Source organism: Prevotella corporis DSM 18810 = JCM 8529, assembly GCF_000430525.1.
GTDB lineage: Bacteria > Bacteroidota > Bacteroidia > Bacteroidales > Bacteroidaceae > Prevotella > Prevotella corporis.
Genome location: NZ_AUME01000056.1, coordinates 1 through 14,130, shown reverse-complemented (window position 1 = coordinate 14,130; position 14,130 = coordinate 1). Strand labels below are relative to the sequence as shown.

General features: G+C 42.5%; 13 protein-coding genes. 12 read left to right on the top strand and 1 reads right to left on the bottom strand.

Annotation, left to right across the window (positions count from 1 at the left end):
• Positions 1–358: 358 nt before the first annotated feature.
• The 7 genes from tnpA to H515_RS0109530 all read left to right on the top strand — a co-directional run bounded on the left by tnpA (position 359) and on the right by H515_RS0109530 (position 8,141).
• Positions 359–1,294, top strand: a complete 936-nt coding sequence (tnpA, locus tag H515_RS0109560; RefSeq protein WP_004292844.1) for a transposon Tn4555 protein TnpA — start codon at positions 359–361, stop codon at positions 1,292–1,294.
• Positions 1,295–1,435: 141 nt separating this feature from the next.
• Entirely contained in the window at positions 1,436–2,554 is a 1,119-nt protein-coding gene (locus tag H515_RS0109555) for a tyrosine-type recombinase/integrase (protein ID WP_004338318.1), read from the top strand.
• 247 nt (positions 2,555–2,801) lie between these two features.
• Complete coding sequence (tnpC, locus tag H515_RS0109550; RefSeq protein WP_004339687.1) at positions 2,802–3,659, top strand: transposon Tn4555 protein TnpC; 858 nt, start codon at positions 2,802–2,804, stop codon at positions 3,657–3,659.
• Between the two features lie 199 nt (positions 3,660–3,858).
• A complete protein-coding gene (locus H515_RS0109545) occupies positions 3,859–4,233 on the top strand; it encodes an excisionase family DNA-binding protein (RefSeq protein ID WP_004338328.1) in 375 nt (124 codons plus the stop codon).
• 5 nt (positions 4,234–4,238) lie between these two features.
• Positions 4,239–5,336: an AAA family ATPase gene (locus H515_RS0109540; protein WP_004348225.1), complete on the top strand. Its 1,098-nt coding sequence runs from the start codon at positions 4,239–4,241 to the stop codon at positions 5,334–5,336.
• 3 nt (positions 5,337–5,339) lie between these two features.
• Positions 5,340–6,455, top strand: a complete 1,116-nt coding sequence (locus H515_RS0109535) for a DUF6371 domain-containing protein (protein WP_004292742.1) — start codon at positions 5,340–5,342, stop codon at positions 6,453–6,455.
• 282 nt (positions 6,456–6,737) lie between these two features.
• Entirely contained in the window at positions 6,738–8,141 is a 1,404-nt protein-coding gene (locus H515_RS0109530; protein ID WP_004292734.1) for a hypothetical protein, read from the top strand.
• Between the two features lie 92 nt (positions 8,142–8,233).
• Here H515_RS0109530 and H515_RS0109525 read toward each other — a convergent pair whose 3' ends face one another.
• The gene (locus tag H515_RS0109525) at positions 8,234–9,199 is read right to left on the bottom strand and encodes a CfxA family broad-spectrum class A beta-lactamase (protein ID WP_004339683.1); all 966 of its coding nucleotides are present in this window, start codon (positions 9,197–9,199) and stop codon (positions 8,234–8,236) included.
• 263 nt (positions 9,200–9,462) lie between these two features.
• Between H515_RS0109525 and H515_RS14170 the strand changes: the two genes are divergently transcribed.
• The 5 genes from H515_RS14170 to H515_RS15095 form a co-directional block, all read left to right on the top strand.
• Entirely contained in the window at positions 9,463–9,675 is a 213-nt protein-coding gene (locus H515_RS14170) for an Abi family protein (RefSeq protein WP_004292721.1), read from the top strand.
• Positions 9,676–10,042: 367 nt separating this feature from the next.
• Positions 10,043–10,237: a leucine-rich repeat protein gene (locus tag H515_RS14165; protein WP_322786248.1), complete on the top strand. Its 195-nt coding sequence runs from the start codon at positions 10,043–10,045 to the stop codon at positions 10,235–10,237.
• A gap of 190 nt (positions 10,238–10,427) precedes the next feature.
• Positions 10,428–11,246: a GLPGLI family protein gene (locus H515_RS0109520; protein ID WP_025878129.1), complete on the top strand. Its 819-nt coding sequence runs from the start codon at positions 10,428–10,430 to the stop codon at positions 11,244–11,246.
• Positions 11,246–13,840, top strand: coding sequence for a carboxypeptidase-like regulatory domain-containing protein (locus tag H515_RS0109515; protein WP_028901886.1), 2,595 nt, complete (start codon positions 11,246–11,248; stop codon positions 13,838–13,840). The genes H515_RS0109520 and H515_RS0109515 overlap by 1 nt, the downstream gene beginning before the upstream one ends.
• 2 nt (positions 13,841–13,842) lie before the next feature.
• Positions 13,843–14,130 (top strand): cysteine peptidase family C39 domain-containing protein (locus H515_RS15095; protein WP_244870076.1); only part of this gene is annotated, 288 nt, incomplete at its 3' end.

The window sequence follows — 14,130 nt, the reverse complement described above, 5'->3', positions numbered from 1 at the left end:
TTGTATTTATAACCATAGAACAACCAAAACTAATCAGAAATATCCGAGTGTAAATCTTTAATTACCAGCATATTCTAAAATTTAACACTTTTCGGTTGCCATTTGTCGCTTCCCAAATTTCCACATATTTTTGAGACGTATTTCTGACGTGGAGAATTTGCGGGGCTTGTTTTTTGTCACACCGTGCAGACAGTTGACAAGGGTTTACAACCGTTTACGACAAGCGACAATAACCGCCCCGATATGCGGAAACAGTCACACTGTGTAGAAAAGCGACAATGGTTGACTTCCGTTCACATCCGTTTACCATTTCAGAGATATAGGATTGAAGAAATGAACCATTAAACGATAAAACGGTATGAAAGCAACCAGAAAATGCAGTTTTTGCGGCAAGTCCTTTGTAACCCGAAGCGGTATGCAAAGATATTGCAGTGAGGCTTGTCAGGCAGAAGCCAAACGAGCCAGAGTGATGCAGAAGAACAACCTCTTCAAAGTCGCCCAACCCTTGATGGAGATACAGCATCAGGAGTATCTCACCTTTTCCAAAGCAGCCATCCTCATGGGCTGTTCCCGACAGTACATTTACAAACTTGTAGCCATCGGCAAGCTGAAAGCCTCACGCATCAGCAACCGCATGGCATTCATCCGCAGAGCCGACATCGAGCAGATGTTGGAGGGCAATCCCTATCACCGCATCCTGCCCGGCAACACCTCCACACCAAGGAAATCATCTTCATCTTCCTTACCTGCCAAAAGAGAAAAAAGGGAAAAGGAAAGCGAAGAAGTGTTGGACTTCTATTCGGGCGAGGAGGTGATGTCCCTTTTTAAGGTAAAGCAGTCATGGCTTTACACTTCCGCCAAGCGTAACCATATCCCCATCTGTCGTATCGCAGGAAAGAACTATTACAGCAAGAAGCATATTGACGAGTTTTTCGGTGTGGCAGTTGATATTAGCGAAATTACCGACTGGCTACTGACCGAGGAGGTGGAGGAACTGTTCGGCATGAAGCCGACCGCACTCCGTGCCTACACCTATCGCCATAAGATACCCACTAAAAGAGAGTACGGGCGTACCTATTACTCCAAATCACATTTGAACGAACTCCGCAGAACTGACCTTGTGAACGATGAACGCTACTATACCGTTGAGCAGGTGCAGCAAATCTATGGTCTTTCGTCAGCCAACATCTGCCATATCGTCAAGGTGAAGCACATCGAAAAGATAAAGGTGGGTGTGAAAAACCTGCTTTTGCGCTCAGATGTGGAGCGTGTCATGGCTGAAAGGAACAAATAACCGTGAAAAATCGGGATTATCGAAAATTATTTCAAAATGATGTATCGTGGAGGTATTCACGGATATTTCACGTTGTTCCTTTGCCATCGGAAACATGGATACAACTCCAAAATGTATACAACCAATTAAAACATAATTATTATGAGTAAATGCAAAACAGTTACCTTGCGTAAGCGCAAGATTAAGAACGGGACACAGTATTCACTATGCCTTGACTACTATCCCGGCTACCGTGACAATGTCACCATGAGAGTGATTACACGTGAAGCCTTAGGAATTTACATCTTCGCCAAACCTGCAAACCAGCAGGAACGGGACTTCAACGCACGCATGATGAAGAAAGCGGTCATCCTGCGCAACCAGCGCTACGAAGCCATTTTCAATGAAAACAACGGCTTTTTTGACAAGACCAAGATGAAGGGCGATTTCCTTGCCTATTTCAAAGGACTGGCTGACCGCAAGAATATCAAGTGGCAGCACGTATACAAGCATTTCCAGCGGTTCGTGAACGGCAAATGCACCTTTGAGGAGGTGGATGTGGATTTGTGCCGCAAGTTCATGGAATACCTGCTTGATGCACCCCAATCCATCCACACCAACCAAAAGCTGCACATCAACTCCGCAGCAGGCTATTGGTCAACTTTCCGTGCCGTGCTGCACACCGCTTACCGTGACAGGAAGATAAAGGAGAACCCAAACGGCTTCTTAGACCGCATCGAGTGCATTCCCACCATCAGGGAGCATTTGAGCCAAGAGGAACTGATACGGCTTGCCGAAACACCCTGTGAGGAGGAGGTCTTGAAAAAAGCTTTTCTTTTCGCCTGTCTTACGGGACTGAGAAAGAGCGACATCAGACAGCTCACGTGGCAGCAGATACAACCATACACCAACGGCAGGATGTTCGTTACCACCCGTATGCAGAAAACCAAAGAAATAGTGCATAACCCCATCAGTGATGAAGCCTATGGACTGCTGGGAGAACGGGGCGAGGGACTTATCTTTGAGGATTTCAAGGACAAGATGCTGCAAGGACCACTCCAACGGTGGCTCACGGCAGCAGGGATAACCAAGAAAATCACCTTTCACTGTACCCGCCACAGCTTCGGAAGCCTGCACGTGGAAATGGGAACGGACATGGCTGTCATCCAAGCCTATCTCGGACATAAGAACATTACCACCACACAAATCTATTCCAAGATAGCAGCGCAGCAGATGTGTCAGGTGGTGGACAAGATAACCTTGAAGCGCAAGGAGGCATAAATGTCTCACATTGACAGGTATTCAGAGGGGCGGTTATGGCTACAAGGCTATAATCGCCCCTCTATGTTTTTGGCTTGATGCCACCATTTATAAGCCCCTCAGAGTATGAAACAGAGTATGATATGATGACATTTCGTGAAATACATTGAAAAAGACCGTTCTAACCGCAAATAACGGGCAGTAATTGGGAAAAATAGCATTAACTTTGCACAAAATAATACAGGAACATTCAATCTCTCAACGAAATATGGAATCATCAATCAAGGACAAATACATCATCTTGGGCTTTGTCGGCTTCGCCATCGTCCTAATATCTTCCATTGCCACGCTGGTAATAGCGGACAGCTTCAACCAAGACAACTTTGTCAGGTGGATAGTATTCGTATGCTGTAACCTGTTGGGATGGTTGCTCTATCTCTCCTTTCAGACACTTATCTTTGATACATACGAAATCTACAAAATCAAGTTCGGCAAGAAAGAAACGATTGCCGAAGCCATAGAGGTGCAGGAAGAACTGTCACAAAATACACTTGAAGAAGCCACATCTGTGCCTGGACCTACATCAGTCCCTGAGCCTGTACCCGAATCATCCCCGACAAAAGAAGAGACACTTATCCAAACACAACCGATAGAGCTTACTATCGCCCCGGATCTTCACGAAAAGAACCGTGCCAATTACGCAAGCAGAGAGCAACGGGAAAAGGAAGAGCGCATCCGCATGGTCATGGAGTATTGCCATTATTACCTGCCTCGCATTGCCGACCAAGAAACCGTGAACCACATCTGTACTGAGGTGGACAAATGGATGAATCTTAACACTTATACCCCGAAGCCCATACAAAGACCGTTTACCAAAGACATCAACAACATTCCACTCCGTCACTTCGTATGGAATATCTCTGAGCGTTTCCTGTACAAGAGATACTACAATGGGGATAACCGTGCCAAGTTCATCAAAGCCCTTTTCCCGAAATCGTTTGCTGATACAGACTTATCAACCATCAAGAATTTCAAGGTAGAGCCGTTAAAGACGGAAATTCCCATTGATGAACCCGAAAACGGCAAACTTGATTTCCACTATCCCGAGGATTATGTGCGGAATTAGGATAATCACGACACCAACGACAACCATCCGGTAACTCATAACCGCCTGTTTTACATCGTTTCCCGAGTAATTTTACCCGTCATTTATGGCTGGGCTTAATTATTCGGGAATTATTTTGCAATGACGTGTCGTGGAGATATTCACGGATATATCATTTCAGTCCTTTGCGCCAAGTCTTACAAAAGAGACGAGTACGCGAATGGAAAAATCAATTCTTACCTTCAACGACCTCCCCGAGGTTGTCGCTCAGCTTCGAGACGAAGTGATGAGCCTGAAAAGCCTGCTCGCCGAGCAGCGCAGTGTGAACAATGCCAAAACGGTGGACACCCACGTGCCCATGTCTGTGGACGAGGCAGCAGAGTATTTAGGTATCCCTAAGGGTACGCTCTACATGAAACTGTCAGAAGGGACAATCCCTGCCACCAAGCCCGGCAAACGCTATTGCCTTTACCGTGACGAACTGGACAAGTGGCTGGAAACCGCCCGAAAGAATCCCATACCGTTGTCAGACGAGGAACTGAACAAGTCCTTATCCTCTTCCCACCGTCGCAAGCCCAACCCACGTAACTGGTGAATGATATGGAAGAGGATAAGAACTATATCAACCTGATACGTGGCGACCTCACAAAAGCATCCCAAGCGCATAACGGTATGCCCGACAGTGTAGGCATGATGAATATCAAGACGGCAAACCAAACCATTCTTGAAGCATCGTTATTGCCTACGCCCCGTGCGCTGTGGGACAGCTTTTGGTACGAGGGGGAACTCTCCTGCTTGTTTGCCGATTCCAACGTGGGCAAGTCCATCCTTGCCGTGCAGATAGCCGACCGCATCGCCCGAACCGACAATGTGCTGTATCTGGACTTTGAACTGTCCGAAAAGCAGTTCCAGCTCCGCTATACCAACGAGCATGGAGAGCTCTACACCTTTCCCGACAAACTCTATCGGGTGTCTATTGACTGCAACCAGCTTTTGGATGCCAACTTTGAGGAAGCTATCATAGGCGGCATTGAACAGATGGCTGTGCAGACCGACTGCAAGATTTTCATCATTGACAATCTTACCTACCTGTGTTGCGCCATGGAGAAAGGCGATGCCGCAGGACGGCTGATGATTCAGCTGAACAATCTCAAAAAGAGATATGCGCTCTCTATCCTTGTCCTAGCACATACGCCCAAACGCTCTTTGGATTGTCCCATCACATCCAACGACCTTGCCGGAAGCAAACGGCTCTACAATTTCTTTGACAGCGTGTTCACCATTGGAAAAAGTGCCCAAGACGGAGGGCTTCGCTATGTGAAGCAGCTTAAAGTGCGCTATGGCACGTTCTCTCATGATGCGGATAATGTAATCGTTTACGAGATTGACAAGGTGGATGCTTTCTTGCAGTTCGTGTTCAGGGGCTATTCCACGGAAAAGGAACACTTGAAAAAATTGGGCGACAATGAATCAAGCCAAAGGGATTGCCAAATTCTGCAACTCTCCCAATCGGGCAAGTCCGTCAGGGAGATAGCCTCACAGGTGAATTGTGGCAAGTCCACCGTAAACCGTATCATCCAGCGCAGCAAAGAGAGTAAAAACGCAGGTGTCCCAAGTGTCCCACTGTCCCAACCCTTAGAGTGTGGGACAATGGGACAGGATGGGACAGCCGACAATCAACCATCAAAAACGGACTAAGCTATGGGCAATTATTCATTACAGAAGTATAAAGGAACGGCAACACGGCATACCTGCCCCAAATGCGGAGACAGGCATTCTTTCGTCTATTACGTGGACGAAAATAATGTGCCGTTGCATCCATCGGTCGGCAGATGTAACCACGAAAGCGGTTGTGGGTATCACTACACTCCGAAAGAGTATTTTCAAGAGCATCCTGAACACAGAACTACCAATGATTTCTCTTTTGACAGGCAAAGAGCAGAGCAGAAGAAAGTGAAGCAGCAAAGTAAGCCGACAGCCATCGGCTATATTCCCCCTCACTATGTGGAGAAGTCGCAAAGCGAGCGTAGCAATTTCTTCCGTTTCCTCTTCACACTCCTTACTTCCTACTATGGCGACAAGGCGAAAGAGGTGTTGAAGCGGTTGTTGGAGGAATACCGTTTGGGGGCTACCCGTGACGGCTCTGTTATCTTTTGGCAGATAGACAGGACGGGCAAGGTACGCACGGGAAAGGTGATGCAGTACAATCCCGAAGACGGACACCGTATCAAGGGAGGACAGACATCGGCAGTGAACTGGATACACAGCATATTGAAAAAGCAGCGTGTGTTGGCAGAGGATTGGCAACTATCCCAATGCCTTTTCGGGGAACACTTGTTGAAAACGCATCCCGACAAGGTGGTGGTCTTGGTGGAATCCGAGAAGAGTGCCGTTATCGGTTCTGCTATCTTCCCCGATTATGTATGGCTGGCTACGGGTGGTAAGAGTCAGATGAGAGAAGAGAAACTCCGTGTACTGTCAGGGCGAACCGTGCTTCTCTTTCCCGATGCCGATGCTTATGCCGAGTGGAAACAGCGAGCCGAGAGCATGTACTTTTGTAAGGTGGTGGTTTCGGACATCATCGAAAGGAATGCCACCCCGAAACAAAAAGAAGCCCATATCGACATAGCCGATTGGATTATCTTTCAGATACGGGAGGGCAAGGTGATGAGTACAGCCAACCACTTGGTCGAGGCTGAGAGAATCCTCCAGCGGATGATAGAGAAGAATCCCGTCCTGCAAAAACTGATAGACGATTTAGACCTTGTGCTGGTCGGTGCATCTCCAATCGGCAACGATGATGAAAAACCTCCCTGACGGAGGAGAGCGGAAGCCGTAGGCTGGAGTTTGCAGACAATGGCTTGCCATTGATATAGCCCACTATAACTACACGCTCCGCTTACGTAGTTGTGGGCTCTCCCGAGGGGATTAGGGTTTTACCCTAATGACCCACTCAGGGCGTTTCTCCCCTGAGAACCCAGAGCAAAGAGTGACCCTCTCTTTGCAATCTCCGCTTATGGGTTGCACCCCTAAGAACCCCATGCGTTTACGGACAGCGGAAAAGCAAACAATAAAGTACAAACCAAAAAACAAGTATCTATGGCAACAAAATCAAGCATACATATCAAGCCCTGCAACATCGCATCGAGCGAGGCTCACAACAGGAGGACTGCCGAATACATGCGCCACATCGGAGAGTCCAGAATCTATGTCGTTCCTGAACTATCCACCGATAACGAACAGTGGATAAATCCCGACTTCGGCAGTCCGGATTTGCGGATGCATTATGACAATATCAGACAGATGGTAAAGGAAAAGACCGGACGTGCCATGCAGGAAAAGGAGCGTGAACGCAAAGGCAAGAACGGTAAAATAGTCAAGATTGCGGGATGCTCCCCCATACGTGAAGGAGTGCTGCTTGTCAGGTCGGACACCACACTGGCAGACGTGCGTAAATTCGGTGAGGAGTGTCAAAGACGCTGGGGAATCACACCGCTGCAAATCTTCCTGCACAAGGATGAAGGGCATTGGCTGAACGGTCAGCCGGAAGCGGAAGACCGGGAAAGCTTCAAAGTCGGGGACAGATGGTTCAAGCCGAACTATCATGCCCATATCGTTTTCGACTGGATGAACCACGAAACAGGAAAGAGCCGAAAGCTCAATGACGATGACATGATGCAGATGCAGACCCTTGCATCCGACATCCTGCTGATGGAACGCGGGCAGTCAAAGGCTGTCACTGGTAAGGAGCATCTGGAACGGAACGACTTTATCATTGAGAAGCAGAAAGCTGAACTGCAACGCATGGATGCAGCCAAACGGCACAAAGAAGAACAGATAAATCTTGCCGAGCAGGAACTGAAACAGGTGAAATCAGAAATACGCACTGACAAGTTAAAGAAGACAGCCACCACGGCAGCGACAGCCATAACTAGTGGAGTTGCTTCTCTTTTCGGGAGTGGAAAACTGAAAGAACTGGAACGTGCCAACGAAAAACTGCAAGACGAGGTTTCAAAACGGAACACCAATATTGAAAAATTGCAGAGCCAAGTACAGCAGATGCAGAAACAGCATGATACGCAAATCCACAATCTCAGAGAAATGCACAGGCAGGAACTTGACATGAAAGAAAAAGAACTGTCACGGCTCGCCAGAATCATAGACAAGGCTTTCAGGTGGTTTCCGATGTTCAGGGAAATGCTGCGCATGGAAAAGTTTTGTGCCATGCTGGGATTCTCTAAAGAAATGACTGAAAGTCTTATAGTCAAAAAAGAAGCCCTGAAATGTAGCGGTAAAATCTATTCCGAGCAACACAGGCGGAACTTTGATATAAAGGATGATATTTTAAGGGTGGAAAATGACCCTGACGATGAAAGCAGGCTGAACCTGACAATAAACAGGAAGCCGATTGCCGACTGGTTCAGGGAGCAATGGCACAGGCTTAGATATGGAGCAAGAGTGCCGCAACAGGAAGAAAGAAAAAGTAGAGGATTCAAATTATAATAGAAGCAATTTGATTAGTAATCTAAAAGCACTCCGATAACGATTAGAGTGCTTTTAGATTGTTTATCATTAATTATCAAAGCAAGTGCAGTTTAAGATTTTACTGAAGTTTGCATTAATAAAGAATATACTACAGCTGATATATGCGCAACATATTGTGACGCTTGTGATTCATTTCCCTTGAAATCCTTAACAAATACCGCTAAGGTATAACTGATATTATTAGGCAGACATATATAGGCAACATCATTGTGAGCTGCAAGAACACCATTTTCATTAACATAACCTGAACCTGTCTTATGCGCTATAACAACCCCTTCTTTATCAAGAAGTGGAGCTGCTATCCTATCTACACCTGTTTTGCATTCTTTTAACGTATTCTTAATGAAACTTTGTTTCTCATCATCGATAAGACCTTCAGTAAACAAACGATTCATCAACATTGCAGCACCAAGAGGAGATGTATAGTTAGAGTAAGCCTTGTTATGGTCAGCCGACATTTCCTCTTCCGTATAAGCTATCTGAAAACTTGAACGAGGAATGAGTGTGGCTATAAAACTATCTGTTTGAGCGACATTAACCATATCCTTAAACATAAGGTTGCTTGCATTGTTGTCACTCTGAGTAAGAGTATAACGCAGCAAATCTCTCACTGTCAATGATATGACTGGCCCTGAATAATCTTTCAGCATAGGACTCCAAGTCTTTGGGTCAAGTTTATCCCTATTTATATTTACTAAGGTATCAAGTGAAATTCCTTTATTGTCAAAGTCATTACAAAGAGCTAATGCCTGATGAACCTTAAACACACTCATCATAGGATAAACACTCTTATTATTGACCTTAACCGTATCTCTGTTATTAACAATAACCGCCACACCAATTTCGCCAGGACAAGCTGAGACAATTTGAGAAATGCTATCAGTCAAAACATTTGTTAAAGGAGGATTTGCGCTATCTTTTGTCGCTGATTTATGGAACAATGAAAATACCAAGATGAAAATGCAAACTAAAGCTATACTCAAAACTACGATTTGTTTTTTTCTGTTTTTTTCCATGTTTATATTATTTATATTTGTTTGACGAGAATATCTTTATTTGCCGACAAAGGTACATAACTTTACGGAAAAATATGTTTCTAAAATATATAAATAGACAGCTGTGGGGAAAATGTGGGGAAAAATTAGATAATTAAAAAGGCTAAATGACTGGAAATAATCACTTAGCCTTTTAATCCGTACCCAGACCCGTACTTCGTAATTGCTGCGCCCATCATTCAAGACTGTCAAATCGGGTCTTTCCTGTCAAGCCAATGATGCCTATGCGTATGCCAAACACATGGATTACGGATTTCTCGTTCCGTGAACAAACACTTTATCCGCAACTCTGCTATGTGGTGTATTGGCTTAACTCCATTTCTATGGGCAACACTTTTGTTGCAGATTTCAAGCAGCTTTTATCGAAATACCCATCAGTAAGAACTCGTTTATTAGGCTTTCCTCATAATTGGGAACAAGAGCCTTTGTGGAGATAAAATAATTGCCCTGTTTCTTAAAAAGCACTGGGGCAAACCAGCTCCGTCTTTAATTGTTTCCAATAAATGGATTGTTTCAAGCCCCTATAGAAAGAGAACAAAAATTCCTGTGTGAAAATTAATCTACGACAAGGAGCAAGCAAGGAGCAATATCAAACAAAAATCAATACCTTTGCAGTACATATGAGATAGACCAAAACAAAAGTGGAATATCGGAAACGAATAGCAAGGAAAAGAGAAGAAACGACCCAAGTTGATGTCCTTTTTGAGTTAATAATCAATAAAAGCGTTAAATCTTCACCTTTTAGAATGTGCAATTAAAAATAACAACCATATTTCTGACTTATTATCTATAAAATATTGAGTAATAATCGGTTGTAAATACAAAAATTGTTTAAGTTTGGATGAGATTGCCTTACCAGTATCTATTCAAAAAATAGGAATACAAGCTTTTATTGGTTGCATTTCATTAAAATTAGTTACCTTACCCTCAAAGGTAGAAATAGAGAATAATGCCTTTGACTTATGCAAGGATGTCATAATCAAAGAAAATCAAAAATGACTTTAATAGCTTGTACTTAAACTACAGAAAGTACCCTTTACAAACAAGAATTTGATAGGGATTTTTAGAACTCACCCTGATGGAGATAATCTATCAGGCATAGATTGAAATAAAACTCTTACAGATTTTCTAAATGGGAAAAAATTCCATCAGGAATAACGATATTAGATATTATTAATGCATGTTAGTTATGAAACAGAATTATTTAGTCCTCTTTTTACTCATTCCTTTACAAGTTTTCGCTCAGAAAACAAATAATAATTATGAATGTATTTACGAATACACTGTAAAAACAGCGAATGCCGAAACAGAAACTTTTACAACGATATTGCAGTTTGATGCTATTCACGCTAAGTTTGTCGACTATGCTACTTTTCAGTTAGACTCTTTGAAGCAGACAGGACAAGCAACCGAAGAGCAGGTAAAGAAAGCAGAAGAGCGCGTGGTGAAAACAGCCTACTACTTTGACCAAACTACCTTTGTAAATGTAGCAGACAAATCAATCTCCGTGTATAGTGTTATCCCTCCAAGTCTTTATTTTTATCAAGAGGGGGTGAACGGTATTTCATGGCAACTTACCGAAGAGACCGATACTATATGCGGCTATCTATGTAATAAAGCGGTAGGAGAGTATGGCGGACGTACTTGGAATGTCTGGTTCTCATCAGAAATTCCATCCCAATTCGGACCTTGGAAGTTTGGTGGATTGCCTGGACTGATAATGTATGCTTGTGATACCGAGAAAATCCACCGCTTTAAAGCTATTACGTTTAGACAAGGTACTACGCCAATCACTGCGCCTAAAATATCTAATAGCATTACTACCAGCCGTGAAAAATTTATCAAGGCAAAAAATCACTTTGAAGAAAACCCGATAGCCAACATCCCTACTGAGAGCATTACGGACATGAGAGTGGAAAAAGGCGACGGTGGTAGCAACTCTGTTTTTATCAATGGGGTACAAGTACGCCTACGGACAAATGGCTATGTGCCTTTAGAGATTAAATAATGATGAAAAGATTACTCCTTTATATTCTCTGTCTTTTCGTTTGGATGCAAGCACAAGCTCAAAAAAACTATACGTTGACTGGAATTGTGTCGGACTCTAATGGTATGCCAATAAGCAATGCCAATGTGCAGATTTTAGAAAATAACAAGCCCATTGCCTATACCTTTACCAATGAGAAGGGAAGCTATGCTTTAAGCTACAATAGTTCTAAAACGCAGGTGCTACTTTCTATCGGACATATCTCGTTTGAGAAAACCAAGCTAGTAATAGATAGTAAAGAAACAAAAAAGAACATTACTTTACTTGAAAAAAAGACGCAGTTAAGGGAAGTTGTTGTTAAGGCTCCACAAATAATTCAGCGCGGCGATACACTTTCCTATCGGTTGAGTTCTTTCGCAGGGAAGGGCGATTACACGCTTAGAGATGCAATGAAGCGATTGCCCGGTATAGAAGTAACTAGTTCGGGAAATATAAAATATCTAGGAAAGGATATTTCCAATTTTTACATTGAGGGAATGGATCTTCTTGGTGGACAATATAATGTAGCCACAAACAATATCCCAGCAGACTACGTTACATCTGTGCAGGTGTTGAATAATCATAAAGACGCCAAAATGGACAAAGACGTGCTATCTGATGATGTGGCAATAAATATAAAACTTTCAAAGCACGCCAAGTTTAAACCAGTCGGGACATATGAAGCCATTGGAGGTTTAGGCAGTAATGGAGGACTTTACCAAACTAATGGAGCAGGTATGCTCTTCAAATCGCGTATGCAACTTTTGGGAACATTTAAGATAGGGAACATAAGGGAGTTTGCTACTGATGAAAATATCAATCATTTTCTAAACAACCAGTTAGAATCTTTCGGTGTAAAACTATTGGGCAACTTATCTTCTTCTAGTGCACCACTCAAAAGAGAAAGGTATATCCATCCCAAAGATTATTCCGTTAGTTTCAATCTACTCAACAAACTGTCGGAAAACAAGTCGTTAAGAACAAATGTAGGCTATGCTTATTCCCAATGCAACTATGCTTACAATCATAAGATGTTTTTTGGTAATGGTTTGGACGAATTAGTGCAAGATTATCAATACCAGCCTGCCTCTACACTTCACGAGCCTACCCTGACTATCGAATACAAGGACAATAGCGATAAACGATATATCACCAATCGGTTTTCATCAGTGACTTCGTTCGTAAAATCGGAATTGCCAACAGTTGAAAACAATAGCAATTCGGTCTTTCAAAATGAGAAATATCACGATTTAGGGTTTTCCAACAACCTTTCCATACGTTGGAAAACAAATAAGTTTCGCTGGAGTCTTTCTTCTCTTCTCAATTATATTACTATGCCTAATGGCACTATTCACGTTTCAGACGTAGGAGTAGCCTCTTTTCAGCAAAGTGCAGACAGCAAACAGTTTACGAATCAGGAAACTATTTCTGCCACTTATGAAAGAAGAGCCTCACGATTTTATTTTCCTCTTTCATTCCAATATCGTAGCGATAGGGTTAATTCAGCTTTGATAACTGATGACTATTCAGGCTTTAACCTCGTGAAGGGAAATGAATTAGATTTTTCATTCTCTCCACAATATGAATATACCCACCCACAACGGAAATATAATTTCAAAGCAAGCGTATCATTGGCTACAACAAGAATCGATTTTGAAAACGAGGGAACAACTCCATTAAAGAAGCAGAAATGGAGCTTTGTAATTAATCCTTCATTTTATTTTCTATACAATGTTACACCAAGAGCTACGATAAGGCTTCAAGGGGCTTTTGCAAACAAGATAGGTGATTTGGCTGATTTTATAACAGCACCGATACAAACCAGTCTGAACTATCAAAGTTACAGTTTAGGGATCTTGAGTGAGAATAGGAGTGTTACGCTCAATGCTATTTACGATTTAAAATATCCAATAGAAATGTTTTTTCTTAATTTTGGTATAGGCTACACACATCAGCATAACAATTTATTGTCGGCGCAGAACGTGTCACGAACATTGATTAAGGAATGTCCGGTACTAAGTCCTAACGGCACTGACAATATTAATACCTATTTCAATATTACAAAACAGGTAAAAGCTATCAATACCAAGTTTTCGCTGTACGGAATTTATATGCACAGCAAGAGCTTGATGATGCAAAACAGTATGATTTACAGCTATTCGTGGAACAGTCTAAATGTTGCTCCATCTGTTTCATTCAAACCTGTTTCTTTTATGGAGTTATATTATACTTATAGCTTTTCAAAGAACTTTACAAAGGTACAAAACGTGTCAAAATCTTTCTTGTCGCAAACACATGATATCAACTTGGTATTACAGCCTGTAAAAAATCTGCAATTCAAGGCAATGGCAGATATTTCAACAAAGGAAATGTATCAAGATCTTACCAAGACTATGTCTATCTTCGATGCAGGGGTCAGTTACAGACACAAAGCATTTCGTTTCTGTATTGATATGAGAAATATTTTCAATCAACAGTATTATAGTTACACCATTTTTAACATGATGAATACCTACGCTTACAGTTATCACATGAGAGGAAGAGAGTTGCTTTTTACTATTTCATTAACAAAATAAGAATGGCAGGTTTTGTTTTTATAAAGCAACATGACGCTATGCAATGTGGAGCAGCATGCTTAGTAATGTTATGCCATTTGTATGGCAAAAAATATTCTCTACAACAAATATCAAAGAGCCTAGAAAGTTCAAAAGGTGGAGTTTCTATGTATGATATTAGTGAACTAGCAAAAAATAGGATGGTAGTGTCCTTAAAAGTGTGTAATTCATCTTTCCTTTCTCTGTACTTCCACTGTTATTTTATTCTTTTCTTTCCAGTTTTTGAATTGATATATTCTCCTTTCATATGT

Coding starts and splice junctions, on each gene's coding strand:
- tnpA (WP_004292844.1), top strand. CDS start 359: ATGAAAGCAACCAGAAAATGCAGTTTTTGCGGCAAGTCCTTTGTAACC.
- H515_RS0109555 (WP_004338318.1), top strand. CDS start 1,436: ATGAGTAAATGCAAAACAGTTACCTTGCGTAAGCGCAAGATTAAGAAC.
- tnpC (WP_004339687.1), top strand. CDS start 2,802: ATGGAATCATCAATCAAGGACAAATACATCATCTTGGGCTTTGTCGGC.
- H515_RS0109545 (WP_004338328.1), top strand. CDS start 3,859: ATGGAAAAATCAATTCTTACCTTCAACGACCTCCCCGAGGTTGTCGCT.
- H515_RS0109540 (WP_004348225.1), top strand. CDS start 4,239: ATGGAAGAGGATAAGAACTATATCAACCTGATACGTGGCGACCTCACA.
- H515_RS0109535 (WP_004292742.1), top strand. CDS start 5,340: ATGGGCAATTATTCATTACAGAAGTATAAAGGAACGGCAACACGGCAT.
- H515_RS0109530 (WP_004292734.1), top strand. CDS start 6,738: ATGGCAACAAAATCAAGCATACATATCAAGCCCTGCAACATCGCATCG.
- H515_RS0109525 (WP_004339683.1), bottom strand. CDS start 9,199: ATGGAAAAAAACAGAAAAAAACAAATCGTAGTTTTGAGTATAGCTTTA.
- H515_RS14170 (WP_004292721.1), top strand. CDS start 9,463: ATGCGTATGCCAAACACATGGATTACGGATTTCTCGTTCCGTGAACAA.
- H515_RS0109520 (WP_025878129.1), top strand. CDS start 10,428: ATGAAACAGAATTATTTAGTCCTCTTTTTACTCATTCCTTTACAAGTT.
- H515_RS0109515 (WP_028901886.1), top strand. CDS start 11,246: ATGATGAAAAGATTACTCCTTTATATTCTCTGTCTTTTCGTTTGGATG.